The 14,452-nt window shown below is 45.7% G+C and carries 15 protein-coding genes; 6 read left to right on the top strand and 9 right to left on the bottom strand.

Features of this window, described 5'->3' with window-relative positions; all coding sequences use genetic code 11:
* Positions 1–18: 18 nt before the first annotated feature.
* Complete coding sequence (locus EHV08_RS04840) at positions 19–240, top strand: hypothetical protein (RefSeq protein WP_126678323.1); 222 nt, start codon at positions 19–21, stop codon at positions 238–240.
* A 115-nt stretch (positions 241–355) separates the two neighbouring features.
* On the opposite strand, the gene aroB is transcribed toward EHV08_RS04840, so the two are convergent.
* From aroB to EHV08_RS04825, 3 genes are all read right to left on the bottom strand, one after another.
* On the bottom strand, positions 356–1,402 hold the full coding sequence (gene aroB, locus EHV08_RS04835) for a 3-dehydroquinate synthase (RefSeq protein WP_126678322.1): 1,047 nt from the start codon (positions 1,400–1,402) through the stop codon (positions 356–358).
* Between the two features lie 36 nt (positions 1,403–1,438).
* On the bottom strand, positions 1,439–2,218 hold the full coding sequence (locus EHV08_RS04830) for a TlpA family protein disulfide reductase (RefSeq protein ID WP_238988011.1): 780 nt from the start codon (positions 2,216–2,218) through the stop codon (positions 1,439–1,441).
* Positions 2,219–2,306: 88 nt separating this feature from the next.
* Positions 2,307–3,242, bottom strand: a complete 936-nt coding sequence (locus EHV08_RS04825; protein WP_126678320.1) for a calcium/sodium antiporter — start codon at positions 3,240–3,242, stop codon at positions 2,307–2,309.
* Between the two features lie 185 nt (positions 3,243–3,427).
* Here EHV08_RS04825 and EHV08_RS04820 point away from each other — a divergent pair, with 185 nt between their 5' ends.
* On the top strand, positions 3,428–4,459 hold the full coding sequence (locus EHV08_RS04820; protein ID WP_126678319.1) for a hypothetical protein: 1,032 nt from the start codon (positions 3,428–3,430) through the stop codon (positions 4,457–4,459).
* Between the two features lie 162 nt (positions 4,460–4,621).
* Here EHV08_RS04820 and EHV08_RS11420 read toward each other — a convergent pair whose 3' ends face one another.
* The 5 genes from EHV08_RS11420 to nusB are packed head-to-tail and all read right to left on the bottom strand — an operon-like array spanning position 4,622 to position 8,020.
* Positions 4,622–5,065, bottom strand: a complete 444-nt coding sequence (locus EHV08_RS11420; protein ID WP_158676048.1) for a DUF5606 family protein — start codon at positions 5,063–5,065, stop codon at positions 4,622–4,624.
* Positions 5,066–5,091: 26 nt separating this feature from the next.
* Positions 5,092–5,652: a dephospho-CoA kinase gene (gene coaE, locus EHV08_RS11415; RefSeq protein ID WP_158676047.1), complete on the bottom strand. Its 561-nt coding sequence runs from the start codon at positions 5,650–5,652 to the stop codon at positions 5,092–5,094.
* Positions 5,649–6,635, bottom strand: a complete 987-nt coding sequence (locus tag EHV08_RS04810) for a CdaR family protein (RefSeq protein ID WP_238988010.1) — start codon at positions 6,633–6,635, stop codon at positions 5,649–5,651. Before EHV08_RS04810 ends, coaE begins: the two co-directional genes overlap by 4 nt.
* Before the next feature lie 16 nt (positions 6,636–6,651).
* A complete protein-coding gene (yajC, locus tag EHV08_RS04805) occupies positions 6,652–6,981 on the bottom strand; it encodes a preprotein translocase subunit YajC (protein ID WP_126678318.1) in 330 nt (109 codons plus the stop codon).
* A gap of 37 nt (positions 6,982–7,018) precedes the next feature.
* Positions 7,019–8,020 carry a transcription antitermination factor NusB gene (nusB, locus tag EHV08_RS04800; RefSeq protein ID WP_126678317.1) on the bottom strand — a complete coding sequence of 334 codons (1,002 nt, stop codon included), beginning with the start codon at positions 8,018–8,020 and terminating at the stop codon, positions 7,019–7,021.
* Between the two features lie 245 nt (positions 8,021–8,265).
* Between nusB and EHV08_RS04795 the strand changes: the two genes are divergently transcribed.
* From EHV08_RS04795 to purN, 4 genes are all read left to right on the top strand, one after another.
* The gene (locus tag EHV08_RS04795) at positions 8,266–8,877 is read left to right on the top strand and encodes a 50S ribosomal protein L25/general stress protein Ctc (RefSeq protein WP_126678316.1); all 612 of its coding nucleotides are present in this window, start codon (positions 8,266–8,268) and stop codon (positions 8,875–8,877) included.
* Between the two features lie 180 nt (positions 8,878–9,057).
* Positions 9,058–9,675: an aminoacyl-tRNA hydrolase gene (pth, locus tag EHV08_RS04790; RefSeq protein ID WP_126678315.1), complete on the top strand. Its 618-nt coding sequence runs from the start codon at positions 9,058–9,060 to the stop codon at positions 9,673–9,675.
* Positions 9,672–10,160: an RNA-binding S4 domain-containing protein gene (locus EHV08_RS04785; RefSeq protein ID WP_126678314.1), complete on the top strand. Its 489-nt coding sequence runs from the start codon at positions 9,672–9,674 to the stop codon at positions 10,158–10,160. Before pth ends, EHV08_RS04785 begins: the two co-directional genes overlap by 4 nt.
* A 24-nt stretch (positions 10,161–10,184) precedes the next feature.
* Complete coding sequence (gene purN, locus EHV08_RS04780; RefSeq protein ID WP_126678313.1) at positions 10,185–10,754, top strand: phosphoribosylglycinamide formyltransferase; 570 nt, start codon at positions 10,185–10,187, stop codon at positions 10,752–10,754.
* Positions 10,755–10,939: 185 nt separating this feature from the next.
* On the opposite strand, the gene EHV08_RS04775 is transcribed toward purN, so the two are convergent.
* Positions 10,940–13,924: a TonB-dependent receptor gene (locus tag EHV08_RS04775; protein WP_126678312.1), complete on the bottom strand. Its 2,985-nt coding sequence runs from the start codon at positions 13,922–13,924 to the stop codon at positions 10,940–10,942.
* Positions 13,925–14,452: the final 528 nt, after the last annotated feature.

Raw genomic sequence — 14,452 nt, 5'->3', positions numbered from 1 at the left:
GAATAAAGCGAAAACAAAATGGATAAGAAAACATATATCATGCCCGAAACAGGGGTGGTGGAGTCTTCCGATTTGATGGAAGGGGTTATAGTTTTCAGCGGAAATAATCATGGTGCCATTGATGGAAACGAAGGTGGCGCATTGGCAAAACATATTGATATGGATGTTGAGGAAGACGACGACGAAGAAGAATCACCTGTGAAGAGTTCACTCTTTAAATATAGGGCTTGGACAGACTGATTTCTGTTTGTCGGAGATAAAAATAAAATGGTGTGTCATTTTCGGCACATCATTTTTCTTTTTTCTAACGCTAACGGGTCGTGATTGTCTTGTTGTGCTTCCCTATTTGATGTTATTATCCTTCACTATAGAAATCCAATGCTTCGCGTATCTCCTCCTCGCTTGCTGTTTGGTCGATGCGTATGTCACCGATGTCGGCAAGCAGTGTGAAGTTTATGGTTCCTGTCGTGTTCTTTTTGTCGTGTCGCATTAATGACACAAGGGCAGGGTAGTCGTTGCATGTTATCGGCATCTGCCCATAGTTTTCGCGAATGAAACTAACCGTTTGGCGCAGAATATCCGTTGGAAAACCCGCTTTTATAGCACTTAGATAAAGTTCGCATATCAAGCCGTATGCCACGGCATATCCGTGAAGAATTGGCCTTCCTGTTGTCATTGCGAACGACTCGAACGCATGTCCCACGGTGTGTCCGAGGTTTAGAGCCTTGCGTATGCCATGCTCGTGAGGGTCTTCCGCCACTATACTACGCTTCACTTCTAGCGACTCACTCACCATTTGTTGCAGCATCACCAAGTCCGGACGTGCGAGGTCATAGTTGATAAGTTCAACCCATTGCTCCATTCTCCCTATCAGTCCATGCTTCAGCATTTCGGCATAACCCGATTTCAGATTCTCATTGTCGAGTGTTTTAAGGAAAGTAGTGTCTATAATAACGAAGCGGGCATCGCTGAACGCGCCCACTTCGTTTTTCAGTCCGTTAAGATTTATCCCCGTTTTTCCGCCCACGGCAGCATCCACCATCGCGAGCAATGTTGTCGGTATGTTTATGAAATCAATGCCCCGCTTGAATGTTGCGGCGGCAAATCCACCAATGTCGGTAACCATTCCCCCGCCAAGATTTATCAGCAGCGAGTGTCGTGTCGCTCCGTTCCGGCTCAGATGTTGCCATATTTCGGTCAGCGTCGCGATGCTCTTGTTCTCCTCGCCCTGTCCTATCACAATGGTTTCTGCCCCATTGAGACAGTCGAATTGCTCAATCTGTGGCATACAGTGACGTGCGGTCTTTTCGTCTGCGAGAATGAATATTCTGTCATGTCGACATTCAGAGATTGCCGCGGCAAGGTCGTGCGACAGAGAACGATGGAATATTATTTGCTGCATTTTTATTCTTGGTGTGAGAAATAAGTGTTCTCCGATTTAATCCTTGTATATTTCTGCGAGTTTCTCCAATAGTCCCTCGGCACGCAGGTCAGACGCTACGATTTTGCCGGTTGGATCTACGAGAATATTTGCCGGTATGCCTTCTATGCCGTAAACAAATGTTGCGGCACAGTCCCAGCCTTTAAAGTCGCTGATGTGATGCCATGACAGTCCGAGATCGTTTACTGCTTTTCTCCATGCTTCCTTATCGGTATCATAAGAAACTCCCACCACGTCGAAGCCCTTGTCGTGGTAACGCTTGTATGCTTCAACCACGTTAGGCATCTCCTCGCGGCATGGGCGGCACCAACTTGCCCAGAAGTCAACGAGCACGTAATTGCCCTTTGCACACCACTCTGACAACGAACGCTCTTTGCCATTCATGTCTTGCATCTTCAGGTCGGTGTAAATAACGCCCGGCGCACGCTTTGCCAGCATCTCCATATGCAAGCGCAGTCCCTTAAAGTCGGGTTTGTTAAAGTAAGGAGCATCCTTTGGCATCAGAACGAGCAGGTCTTCATAATCTACCATTCCGCCAATCTGCATTACAACTTCCTCAATAAATTCCGGGTCGTCGCCACTTTTTACCACCTCTTTTGCGATTGAAATCAACTCCTCTTCCGCCTTGTTATACTCTTTTATGAGTAAATCTTTCTGCTCTTTGTCGAGTTCTTCATTCGCGAATTTCTGGCTTATCTCGCTGATATGGTTTATTGCTTTGGTATATTTACTTTTCCAAAAATCCGGGTTTGTACGTATGGTTTCTGCCTGTGCCATCGCAAAAGTGGAAACTAAAGCCACCATTATTAAAAAAACAATTCTTTTCATGAAAATTTAAATTTATGATTTGAAACTAAGTTAATTGTCAAACTGCGTGCATCACCAACCATGTCATGTAAGCAAGGAATAGTGCCACAAGAAGACCACCTTCCCAGCGGGCAACGGTGTATTTGGTGAATGAGAATATCCATAGTAGAATGATGCTGAGTTGCATCACAATGAAGTCGAGCCGTGTAATGCCGATTATGCTCATCGGGTGAATCATTCCCGTGATACCCAAAATCATGAGAATGTTGAATACGTTGCTGCCAATGACGTTTCCCATTGCTATGGCACATTGTCCTTTGCGCGCCGCAACTACACTCGTAGCCAGTTCGGGCAGCGATGTGCCGCCTGCCACTACCGTCAGACCAATCACAGCCTCGCTCACTCCGAGCAACGAAGCCACTGCCGTGGCACCATCAACAAACAGGTTACTGCCCACAATGAGGCATGCCAGACCGAGCACAAAGAAAGCCACCGCACGCCACACCGGCATCTCCTTTACCTCGTCCTCGTTGCCGCTATCCTTTTCTTTCTTTGCAGATCGCACTGTATATAACATGAAAGCGATGAATACCGCAAATAACACTGCTGCGTCAATGCGTGATATGCTGCCATCAATGGCCATCGGCAAAAGCATTGCAGAAGCCAATACGGCAAAAGGAATATCCTTCTTAACGGTAGATTTGGCGATGACCATAGGTGTCACCAATGCCGTCGTTCCTACAATGAGCATCGTATTGAAGATGTTGCTGCCAACGACATTGCCCACAGCAAGGTCGCTCGTACCTTTCAGAGCAGACACGAAACTGACGAAAAATTCAGGCATCGATGTGCCCATCGCCACCACTGTCAGACCGATAATCATTGGCGGTATCTTCATTTTTGCGGCGATAGATGTTGCTCCGTCGGTGAGTTTTCCTGCTCCCCAAAGCACCATCAATATGCCGAAAACAATATATATAATATTCATCATAATGGCTGCAAAGTTAATATAATTGACGGGAAAATGATGAATAAATGTTTGTAAATAATCTTACGATTAAAAATTCTATCGTTAATCAATATTAAAAACTTGTTTGTGATATTCGTCTTTAAACATAAATAATTATCTTTGTGAAATAATATAAATAAATGTTCAACATAAAAAAACTTATTGAGATTATGAGAAAGACCATATTTGCAGTTTTATCACTGGTGTTTATGACATCATGTATTGGTGCTCTGAAAAAGAAAATAAACGAAACGCTTGGTACTGACAGCGTGGCAAATACGGATGTTAAGGATGACTCAAAGGATGAAGTTGCAGTAACAGAGAACTTTGAAGATCTGCCATTGTATGTTTTCGGATTAGAAACTACATCCGATTGGTATGTACCATTGGGGTATGAGGCACAGTCACGATTCACGAGTGAAGAGTTTGAGGCTTTATCTGACGAACAGATGTCAGAAGAGTTTAAGCGTCAGGAAAAAGTGAGTGAGGCTTTCTTTAATATGCTGAAAAAGAACAAGGAACGCTATGTTACGGTGTTATGTGATAACAAGAAGATAGCGGTGAGTTATGTTTCGTGTAATTTTGATAAAGGAAGTTCCAATGTTGTTGTATTTGGAAATGACGATCGAATTAACGAAAAAATGAAATATTTGCGTTTCACGAATAGTGATAAGCACAGAAATAAAGATTTCTGGCACGGCATGCTGCTGACCGAGAATTTTCTAAAGACTCACAAATTGTATGAATATAAAAATAAATGTGACAGGTACGGAAATCGCTTACCAGGGAAAAAGTTTGCTGAAACCGCGAGAATGACCGTCGAACAGAAGACAGGAAAAAAGGTGAAGAGTGCCAGACTGAACTGCGAGATAGACGGAGGCAAGTATTGTTTCTATACCATTCTGTTCGAGAACGAAACCAATAAGGCTTTCGCAATGCAGGTGGTGACAACTCCCGACGGTGTGGCTATGGGCGAAATGGAGGAGGCCGAGATTGATGAATACGGCGATGCCGGTTGGGCTGTTGACATGGAAGGTGAATATCCTTCTATGGACATTGTCATGGCTGAGGAGCATAATGGTACGCTGAATCTATGGTACTTAGACAGAGCACCGGAACATGTAGTATGCGGAGTGTTTGCAGTGAAGGGTAACAAACTTTTAATGCGTACGTATTATTCCTACTATGTAAGTGTGGATTGAAGCATAATAGAGACGAATTGATATAAAAATAAAAAACAAAATGGGCGAATTTACTTACCAAATTCGCCCATTTTGTTTTTCAATTTCGCCCATTTTGCTCTGCAATCTCGCCTGTTTTGCTCTGTCATCAAGCATCTATGGAGTTGTTGTTGGGGCTTGTTGTTACTTCTCTTCGCGGTTGTCGATATTGTCACCCTCTGTAGGTTGCATTTCCGATTCGAAATCTGTTATGCCGTTTTTGATGAGGATGTTATACCATTGCAGCAGTTTCTTGATGTCGCTGTCGTGAACTCTCTCGCGGTCGAAGTCGGGAAGTATCTCGGCAAAGTATTCTCTCAGTTCCTTGCTTGACGCTTTCTTGTAGTTCAGTGAAACCTCCTTGCCCTGCTCTTTGTCGCGCAGCGATGCAAGAATTGTCATCAGTGGCACGTCATCGGCATCGGTATATATTGCAATGTCAGCAAGACTCGTCACTCTGTCGGTGGCGAATGCCGGCATGCGCTTGTGTGCTTCGTCGAGCGTTTCTACTATCAGGTTCGCGCGTCCGCGTGATACTAATTTGTAAAGGCCGGGCTTTCCGGCGATTGATAGGATTGTCTGTTGCATTTTATTATTGTTTATTCGGTTATACGTTATTTGTTGTTCGCAGTATGTAGTGGTATTTTTGCGATTTGCGGAGAGAGTGGCGAGCCGTCGTTGTTTATTATGATATGGCTGCGCTTCGCAACCTCTTCTTGGTTCATCTGGCATTCAATCCACTCTTCTGCCTTGTCGCGTGTTATCCCGTCGCGTTTCATTATTCTGTCGATGCGCAATTCTCGTGGAGCCGATACGCATATTATGCGATCCACGAGGTGGTCGAAACCGCTCTCGAAGAGTATCGCACATTCCATCCATTCCATTCCGGAGGCTTCGAAGTCGCGTGCCACGGCCGGGTGTACGATGGCGTTCAAGGCTCTCTTGTTTTCCTCTCCGGCGAGCAGAAACTGCGCAAGCATCGGCTTGTTGAGATTTCCGTCGATATATACCTCATCGCCAACGAGACGTTTCAGTTGCTCTTTCAGTGTGTCAGAGGTTCGCATAAGCCGTTTGGCCGCGCTGTCGCAGTCGTATATCTCTATGCCTTGTTGTTTCAGGAGTTGGCACACGTGACTCTTTCCGCTTCCTATTCCGCCCGTTATTGCCGTCTTCATAATTCCTCTATGAGATAGTCCACCTTGTCAATTTCCGGTCTTACGTTTTTTACTCCGTGTGGAACGGCAGTTACTCTTATCATGCATTTGTCGGACGGATTTGCCATGATGTCGTTATAGTCGGCCACCACCTTGAAACTCTCCGGGCGTATTGAGCGATACATGCTCGCTCCGGTCACAAACACCACCTTGACCCTTTGTGGGAACGTTCGCAGCACCTTGCCTGCCGGCATGTTGATAGCCGTGATCTGAACTTCGAGTCTTTGCTCGGTCATTATGTCGGGATAGAGTTTTATCTTCACGCGGTCGGGTATGTATTTCACTCCGTGTATGCGTTTCAGTGCTATGTCGCGCGTCACGGTATCGGTGAAGTTTTGCAGGTAAATCGGTTCGGTGAAAGCCTCCTTTATGCTGTCAATGAGTTCGTCTGAAGCATATACGAGCACGCTGTCGGGCCAGAATTTTACCTTTGACAGGTAGTAACTCTCTCCCGGATCGACTCTTCCGCTCATTCTCACGGGCACTTTCTTGCTGTGGCCGTAGTTGTAAATGATATCGAAGCGGTCGGGTCTGAGTCCCGTTATCTTCGTAGAGTTGAACAGTGTCTGATATATCATGCGCTGCAGGTCGGCGTTGCCGATTGTGCTGCTGTGCTTTTCGTTGGCATATTTCGAGAAGTCAATCTCTATCGGCTGTATCTTGTTGCCATAGACATATCCCATAATGAAGAATCCCTTATCGCGCACATTAACGTGCAAGGTGTCCTCGACGTTCGTCGTTACAACCACATTCTTCGGAATGTTTGTCAGTTTTATCGGCACGAGAATTTCCCGATCGATGTCCTCATTCATTGCAAGCAACAGCCAGAATCCCCCGCTTGCCACGAGGAAGAACAAAAAAATCAGAAAATCCTTGTTCGCTGTGTTGAACAAGAAATCCCTGATTTTGAGTAACATACTCTTTCCTTCGAGATCCTTTGCCATTGCTTTATGTTAGGACTTACTTCTGTGGTGTTGCAGCAGCCGATGCTGTGTCGGCATATACCTGTGCGCGATCTACGCGTATCACAGTACCTTTGGCAATCTCCACTTCTATCACGTTATCGTTATTGTCGATGCGCTTCACCGTTCCGTGAATGCCACCGCCTATTATCACTCGTGCGCCTTCTTCGAGCGAGTTCTGAAATTCGCGTATCTTCTTTTGCTGCTTTTGCTGTGGTCTTATCATGAAAAACCACATTATTGCGAACACCGCGAGCAGCATGATGATCATTGTCCATCCGCCGCCCTGTCCCTGCTGGGCACCTTCTAAAAGCATTGTTGTTGTCATTTTCTTTTTTTATTTATTGTTATTTCGTTTCTTTTGTTTATTCCATGCCGTTCTCTTCCGTTTCTTCCGGCATCTCTTCATCGTTAGGTTCGGCATACCCTTTGGCCGGTCTTATCGCTTTCATCACCTTGCCTGTTTCTATAAGGTAGTGTGCTATGGCATCAAGCATACCGTTGATATATCCGGAACTGCGTTGCGTGCTGTATGCCTTGGCGAGTTCCACGTATTCGTTTATTGTCACGCTTATTGGTATGTTTGGGAACGTTGCCATTTCGGCTATTGCGATTTGCATTATCACCACGTCCATGTATGCCAGTCGTGAGAAGTCCCAGTTGCGTGATGTCTCGCTCATGTACCTTTGGTATTGGTCGGCGTTCAGTATCGTTGCGCGGAACAGTTTTCTTGCGAAATCCTTGTCGTCAGCGTCCTTATATTCCGGCAACAGTTCTTGATTCTTGCCGTTCTTCGGGTCAAATCGCTTTATGGTTTTCAGTACGAAAGAGTCCACAATGTCCTTGTCGTCATTCCAATAGATGCTCTTTTCCTCGAACAATGCATCGAGTTCGCTGTTATCCATGATGAGAGTGCGGTAGATTTTTCTCCACAACTCGCGGTCAACCTCATACGTTTCTTCCTCCGGGTTGGCCATATATTCTTTATATATGATGCTCTGTTCTATCTGTGACAGTAGTTTCCTTACCGTTTCAATATCGTCTGCCCATGTTGTTTTCTTGTTCTCCACGAACTCTTGCAGCATCTTGTTGTCCTCAAGTTGTATCTCAAACTTGTTGTTGCAGAACTTCTGTGATGGCTCTTCCGCGCCCTCTCTCTTTGCCCTTGCGGTCGCTATCTCGTTCTGTCTGCGTGCTTCTTTTGTTATCGATACTATCAGTGAGAGCAGCATGTTATACATGTCGTATGCTTTGGAGAGACTGAATAGCAACTCTTTCTCTGCATTCTCCATGTTTCGGTTGCCGTTTTGATAGTATGAGTAGGTTAACTGGACTACTTTTATTCTTATGAGTTCTCTATTTATCATATCTGTTATTCCGTATGTGGATTAAAGTCTTCGGTGCATCATTATTTTTGGCAAAGGTAGTTAAAAAAGTTTTTTCGTGCAAGAAAAGCCCTGTTTTTATATGCTTTTTAACGGAAAAACTTTGTCAGTTCGAGAAAATGTGATACCTTTGCAGCGCTTTTTTAAGCACATCGTTTGAGGTTTTCTCGTGTGATGGCGAATTAAGAGCATGTATTATTAACAAACTTAATTTAGAGTAACACATTATGAAAGAGATTAATGTAACAGGTCAGAAGCGTAGCGACCTTGGCAAGAAGGCTACCAAAATGTTGAGAAAAGAAGGTCTTATACCTTGTAATATCTACGGCGAGAAGAAAGGTGAGAACGGTCTGCCGGAGGCATTGGCTTTCGCTGTTCCCATGTCTGAACTTCGCAAGTTGGTATATACACCACACATCTATGTTGTGAATATCCTTATTGATGGTGAGAAGCACCTCGCAGTAATGAAGGAACTGCAGTTCCACCCGGTTACGGACGCTCTGCTTCACGTGGACTTCTTCGCAATCAACGATGAGAAACCGGTTACCATTGGCGTGCCTGTGAAACTCAACGGATTGGCACAGGGTGTTCGTGATGGTGGTCGTATGAGCCTCATCGTGCGCAAGGTGAACGTTCGTGCTAAATACAAGGACATCCCCGAAACACTCGACATCGACGTTACCAATATGACAATCGGCAAGAGCATCAAGGTTGGTGACCTCAGTTTCGAGGATCTTGAAATGGTGACAAGCAAGGATGTCGTGGTTTGCACAATCAAGGCTACACGTAAGAGTAACGTAACAAGCACCGATGAAGAAGAAAACCCCGAGTCAGAATAATTAAGTCTTAAATAACGAGTGGTTGCTCGCAATTGATTACCGGCTTGTCTTTATCGAAAAGTAAAGGCACTCTTGGTCAGAAGAATGAGCGCGAATCATATTGCGCCAAATCGTTAACAACCACTTATAATTCATTTATTCCGAATCCGTGGAATGCGAAAGCGGGATTTGGATTGACAGATGGATAAGTATTTGATAGTAGGGTTGGGTAACCCGGGGGATGAATATTCCCGAACCCGACATAACACAGGATTCATGATATTGGACGCTTTCGCTGAAGCGTCCAATATCGTTTTCAGCGACAAACGCTACGGATATGTGGCGGAGACATCGCTGAAAGGACGCAAAGTGATACTGCTGAAGCCCACCACGTTTATGAATCTGAGCGGCAATGCCGTAAGATACTGGCTCAACAAAGAGAACATCGACCAAAAGAGACTACTCGTTGTGGTGGATGAGATTGCGTTGCCACTCGGCACGTTGAGGCTGAAAGGCAGCGGAAGTAACGGTGGTCATAACGGTCTTGGGCACATTCAACAACTGATAGGACAGGACTATGCACGCCTCAGAGTGGGCATAGGCAATGACTTTCCGCGTGGAGGACAGGTGGAATGGGTGCTCGGCACGTATGATGATGAAGACATGCAAACGCTTCGTCCGCAGATAGACGTGGCGGTGGAGGAGATAAAGAGTTTCGTGCTTGCGGGCTTGGACATTACCATGAACACGTTCAACAAACGTAAGCCGCAGCCGAAATCTGTCACGGACGATAAGGATATTTCAGACAAGAAACAATGAGCAAGGATAGCGGCAATCGTCAGACTAACGCAGGTAAGGGCGGCAACGGAACGAAATCGGGGGTAGATACTGCTCGGCTCGACAAATGGCTGTGGGCTGCACGCATATTCAAAACACGATCCGTGGCGGCAGATGCTTGTAAGAACGGGCGTGTGATGATGGGTGGGACAACAGTGAAACCATCGCGAATGATAAAGACGGGCGAGACGGTCAGCGTGAGGAAATCGCCTGTCACATACTCTTTCAAGGTGCTGAAGTGCATTGAACAACGCGTTGGTGCAAAGTTACTGCCGGAGATTTACGAGAATGTGACTGACCCGAAGCAATACGAAATACTCGAAATGAGTCGTATCAGCGGATTTGTTGACCGCGCAAGAGGGACGGGACGACCTACAAAAAAGGATCGCCGTGCTATGGATGCGTTCGTCGAACCGGCAATGTTCGGATTCGAAGACATCGATGACGAGTTCGACTTTGATGACTGAAAAACAATAAATAGTACTGTTACTATGAAAAAAATAGCAATCTTTGTTTCCGGCAACGGAACCAACTGCGAGAACCTGATACGCCATTTCCTTTCGTCAGAAACGGCTCGCGTGGAAATTGTCATCAGTAATCGTGCCGATGCTTTCGCGCTGACGCGTGCCGGAAACCTTGGCGTAGAGAGTGCCGTTATTGGCAAGGCCGACTTCGCCAAGCCTGATAATGTGTTGCCTTTGCTTAAGAAACACGGTATCGACTATATCGTACTTGCCGGCTTTCTGCTCATGGTTCCTGACTATCTGATAAACGAATATGACGGTAGGATACTCAATATTCATCCCTCGTTGCTGCCCAAGTATGGCGGCAGAGGAATGTATGGGCATCACGTTCACGAAGCGGTAAAAGCGGCGGGAGAGACCGAGACCGGCATCACCATTCATCGTGTGAGCAATGTTTGCGACGGTGGTGAGATTGTGGCACAGTTTAAGGTGTCGCTTACTGCTGCCGATGAGGTGAGCGATATAGAGGCAAAGATACACGAACTGGAGATGAAGCATTTCCCCGAGGTGGTGGAGAAAGAGATAGGCTTGATCTAAACCATAATCGGTAATGTAACAGATTACCGATTTGAGATAAAGATAACGGTAAGCAAGACTATCAAAAAGAGATTCTTAACTTTGCGGTATAATAACCCGTTTAGGTTTAATCTTATATTTTTATCGTTGTTATTAGATATTGAAAAAGCGGCGTGTGGGAACCCCCATGCGCCGCTTTTTCGCTGTTATAGGTTGCCGTGTCCGCCACCACCTATTCCTCTCGGTCTGCCAAATCCACCGTTGTTGCCACCGAATCCGTGTCCTCCTCCGTGTCCTCCGGGACCATTGTTGAAGCCGTCGTGCGGTGGCCTGTCGCCATTGCCTTTACCTCCGAAGAGGTTCAGGCGGTAGGTTACATGCAGCATGGCATAACTGTTGATGTTGTTATACTGCGTATCGGTGCGCATCATGGCATTGAATGTACGCTTGAACGTGTTCTGTTGCTTCAGAATGTCGTAGAACTGCAGCATCACAGTGAGTGCATTGTTTTTCAAGAATCCATGACTTATCTGTGCGTTCCATATCAAGTTGTTGGTATTCATAGCCTTATCGTTATATCCGCGAGTGCTTTTTGCGTGTAGGTCGGTTGATAACGATGTTCCCCACGGCAGGTATATCGTCGTGTTCATGCCGTAGTCGAACTGCCATGTGTCAAGGTTGTTCTGTGCCTGCAGCAAGTTGCGCCCATGCGTATAGTTAAGCGAACCGTTCAGTTCCACTTCCAGCCATGAGTTTCTGAAACTCAATCCCAGTCGTTCTATTATGCCCGTTGTTCGCGTGGTGTTCTTCATCGAACCGGCACTCATGCCCATCGAGACATATCCCACATGGTTGTTATAGTTTAGCATGCTGAACGAGTTAAAGTTGAAATATCCCGTAGAGTCCACCGCGGTGTTGAACATCAGACCGACAACAGCGTTCCAGTTGCCGTTGATATTCACCGGTCGGGTGGTTCGTGTTCCCGTATTCTCGTCGTAGGTCACCATCCTGCTTATGCCGTTCCGCGTGTTGCTATAGTGGGCGAAGGTCATTATGGCACGCTGATATTTCTGCGAGTAATTGTTGTAGAACAGTCGCATGCTGTGTGTGAAGGCCGGTTTAAGACCCGGATTTCCGCGTGTGATGTTCAGCGGGTCACTGTCATCGACGATGTCGAGGAGGTCGGTCATCGACGGTTGTGCTGATGTTCCGCTGTAATTGATGCGCAGTCTTGACACCTTGTTGAAGTCGTATCTGAAGTCGAATGTCGGCGAGAAGTTCGTCACCGTGCGTGTGGTGTCGATGCTTATGCCACGATAGTCCTGTCTGTAATTGGTGCGTTGCGGTTGCAACATCACTCCGGCATTCAATTGATACTTATCCCTTACCATTCGATAAGTCAGTTGCACCTCGTGGGTATAGTTCCTGTATTCCGAGAAACGGCTCAGGTCGGTGTCAAGGTACGACTCCTTAGGGTTGGTGAGCCGTGCGAAATAATTGTCCCAACCACGATACACCGGTGTAATACCGGTGAACAACGTCCCGTCTATATTACTGAAGTCGTATGTCGAGCGGTCGCTTTTGCTATATCCGAAACCGAATTTATAACCCAGTTGCAGGTATGTCTTTCTGAATATAGGTTCGGTGTATGTTGCCATTACACTGTAGTTGTACGATGTTGTAGGCATCGTGTTGTAACGGTTTATGCTATATGTGGAGTCGTTGCCTGCGCTGTTCTTTATCTTGTAAAGGTGAACGTCAGATAGCGACAGGTTGTCACTTGCACTTTTGTTGTGAGATGCCTCAGTCTCGATTGTTATGTTTCGGCCCTCGCCATTCAGTTTACGGCTCAGCAACAACGTTCCTCCGAGAGTCTTACTGTCATCGTATGTTACTGATTTTGCTGCATTAGTATTCACCATCGTTCCGTCTTTTGCCATCTGTTCTATTGATGCAGGGTCGAGCGGTAGGGCTGTGTGCAGATACGGGTCGTCTGTATAACTTGCCGAAAGACCGATGTTGCGCTTGTCAGTCGATGTCGTTGAAAGTGAAGGACGGAACAACAATGTTGTCATAGAGTCGGGTCGCCATTCCACTTTGGCATGGAAGTTCCACCTGTTGCGGCGCGAATAACTCTGATTCAGACTGTTGGAGAAGGATGACGAGCCGCCAACGAAATACTCGGAAGCCTGTTCGGCACGCGTATCGTTGTTGGAATGGTTCCAGCGCAGGTGCCCGTCAATTTGGAGTTTGTCTTTATCCTCATAGTTGAAGTTCACGCCAATCATTTTCGAGGTATTCAGACCATTCTGCTGTTGACCAAATCCTCCTCTTCCTCCACCACCCGGAAATCCTTTTTCGTTTGCGTTATTGAAACTCCCGAAGACCATGGTGCGCATCTTGTCGTTGAACATTCCGCCCATCATACGTTCCGCATAACGGCTCTTATTACCGATGCCGAGATCTACGTTTGCCAACGTTCCCTTGTTCATTCCCGCTTTTATGCCAAAGTCGAGTACGGTTTCCTCGTTTCCGTCGTCTATTCCTGTCATTCGTGCCATGTCGCTCTTGTCATCGTACGACTTTATACTGCTTATTATCGAAGTAGGAAGATTCTTTAATGCTGTCTGTGTGTCGCCGGTCATAAACTCCTTTCCGTCAACCTTTATCTTCTTCACTTCCTTTCCGTTTATGGTAATCTTTCCGTCTTCTGATATCTCTGCTCCGGGCAGCCGTTTCACAAGTTCCTCCACGACAGAGCCTTCCGGCGTGCGGAAAGCATTGGCATTGTAGATTAAGGTATCTTCTTTGAGCACCATTTTCTTTGCCTGTCCCGTTGCCGTTACACCCTCAAGCATTATGGCATCCGGAGTTATCGACAGCGTTCCCAATACCAACTCCTTATCTTGTGAGACAGTTATTGCCTTTGTTAATACGGAATATCCGATGTTTGAAACTTTCACTATGAACTTCCCATTGCCGGGATTTTTTATCGCGAACTCACCCTTTTCGTCGGTCAGTGCACCGCTTACGAATGTAGAGTCGCTACGCAACAACTGCACCGTGCTCTGCATTACAGCCTCCTTTGTTTCGCTGTCAACAATCTTTCCGGTAATCTTGATACCTTGTGCTTGTGCCATCATTGCTGCGAATGTCACAAGCATCGCAAGCATAATCTTTTTAAAATTCATAATGTTCAAAATCTTTTCGGAGGATGATAGTGACTCATTAAACTCTAATCTAAGACATGCGTTCTAATGATCGGTTGGGGTTTAATATGCAGTCCTATACCCATTGCTTTTTAATTTTCGATGCAAAATCACGCCGTTTGTTTAATTCTTTCCACCGTTTTCACATTTTTTATTTCTCATTTCATGTCCTTTTGCAAACCAAATTCGCCGAAATTGCTCATCAATTTCGCCCATTTTGCAGACCAATTTCGCCCATTTTGCAACGCCTTAAAAATCCTTCTCAGTATCAAGAGATTATCATCATTATTCTTTACTAATGTGTGTTCATAATAAATTGTAATAGTACTTATGTCCGGTATAATAAATAAAGAGCAAAGATTAGAGAAAAGCAGTGCTGAAATAGGTTATTCCGGGCACAAAACAGTTGAGCAATTCTATTGTTTTTGATATTTATGAGAATAATATCTCTGCAATAACGGAGCAATGGACATTTGGAAGGCCGGCATATCAGCCTACCAAATGCCCATT

It is taken from the genome of Prevotella koreensis, from assembly GCF_003977605.1.
In the GTDB taxonomy this organism is placed as follows: Bacteria; Bacteroidota; Bacteroidia; order Bacteroidales; family Bacteroidaceae; genus Prevotella; species Prevotella koreensis.
This window is presented reverse-complemented; position numbering and strand designations above follow the sequence as displayed.

What these genes read in the sequence shown, in the direction of transcription:
- EHV08_RS04840 (WP_126678323.1), top strand. Translation starts at nt 19, where the DNA reads ATGGATAAGAAAACATATATCATGCCCGAAACAGGGGTGGTGGAGTCT.
- aroB (WP_126678322.1), bottom strand. Translation starts at nt 1,402, where the DNA reads ATGCAGCAAATAATATTCCATCGTTCTCTGTCGCACGACCTTGCCGCG.
- EHV08_RS04830 (WP_238988011.1), bottom strand. Translation starts at nt 2,218, where the DNA reads ATGGCACAGGCAGAAACCATACGTACAAACCCGGATTTTTGGAAAAGT.
- EHV08_RS04820 (WP_126678319.1), top strand. Translation starts at nt 3,428, where the DNA reads ATGAGAAAGACCATATTTGCAGTTTTATCACTGGTGTTTATGACATCA.
- EHV08_RS11420 (WP_158676048.1), bottom strand. Translation starts at nt 5,065, where the DNA reads ATGCAACAGACAATCCTATCAATCGCCGGAAAGCCCGGCCTTTACAAA.
- coaE (WP_158676047.1), bottom strand. Translation starts at nt 5,652, where the DNA reads ATGAAGACGGCAATAACGGGCGGAATAGGAAGCGGAAAGAGTCACGTG.
- EHV08_RS04810 (WP_238988010.1), bottom strand. Translation starts at nt 6,635, where the DNA reads ATGGCAAAGGATCTCGAAGGAAAGAGTATGTTACTCAAAATCAGGGAT.
- yajC (WP_126678318.1), bottom strand. Translation starts at nt 6,981, where the DNA reads ATGACAACAACAATGCTTTTAGAAGGTGCCCAGCAGGGACAGGGCGGC.
- nusB (WP_126678317.1), bottom strand. Translation starts at nt 8,020, where the DNA reads ATGATAAATAGAGAACTCATAAGAATAAAAGTAGTCCAGTTAACCTAC.
- EHV08_RS04795 (WP_126678316.1), top strand. Translation starts at nt 8,266, where the DNA reads ATGAAAGAGATTAATGTAACAGGTCAGAAGCGTAGCGACCTTGGCAAG.
- pth (WP_126678315.1), top strand. Translation starts at nt 9,058, where the DNA reads ATGGATAAGTATTTGATAGTAGGGTTGGGTAACCCGGGGGATGAATAT.
- EHV08_RS04785 (WP_126678314.1), top strand. Translation starts at nt 9,672, where the DNA reads ATGAGCAAGGATAGCGGCAATCGTCAGACTAACGCAGGTAAGGGCGGC.
- purN (WP_126678313.1), top strand. Translation starts at nt 10,185, where the DNA reads ATGAAAAAAATAGCAATCTTTGTTTCCGGCAACGGAACCAACTGCGAG.
- EHV08_RS04775 (WP_126678312.1), bottom strand. Translation starts at nt 13,924, where the DNA reads ATGAATTTTAAAAAGATTATGCTTGCGATGCTTGTGACATTCGCAGCA.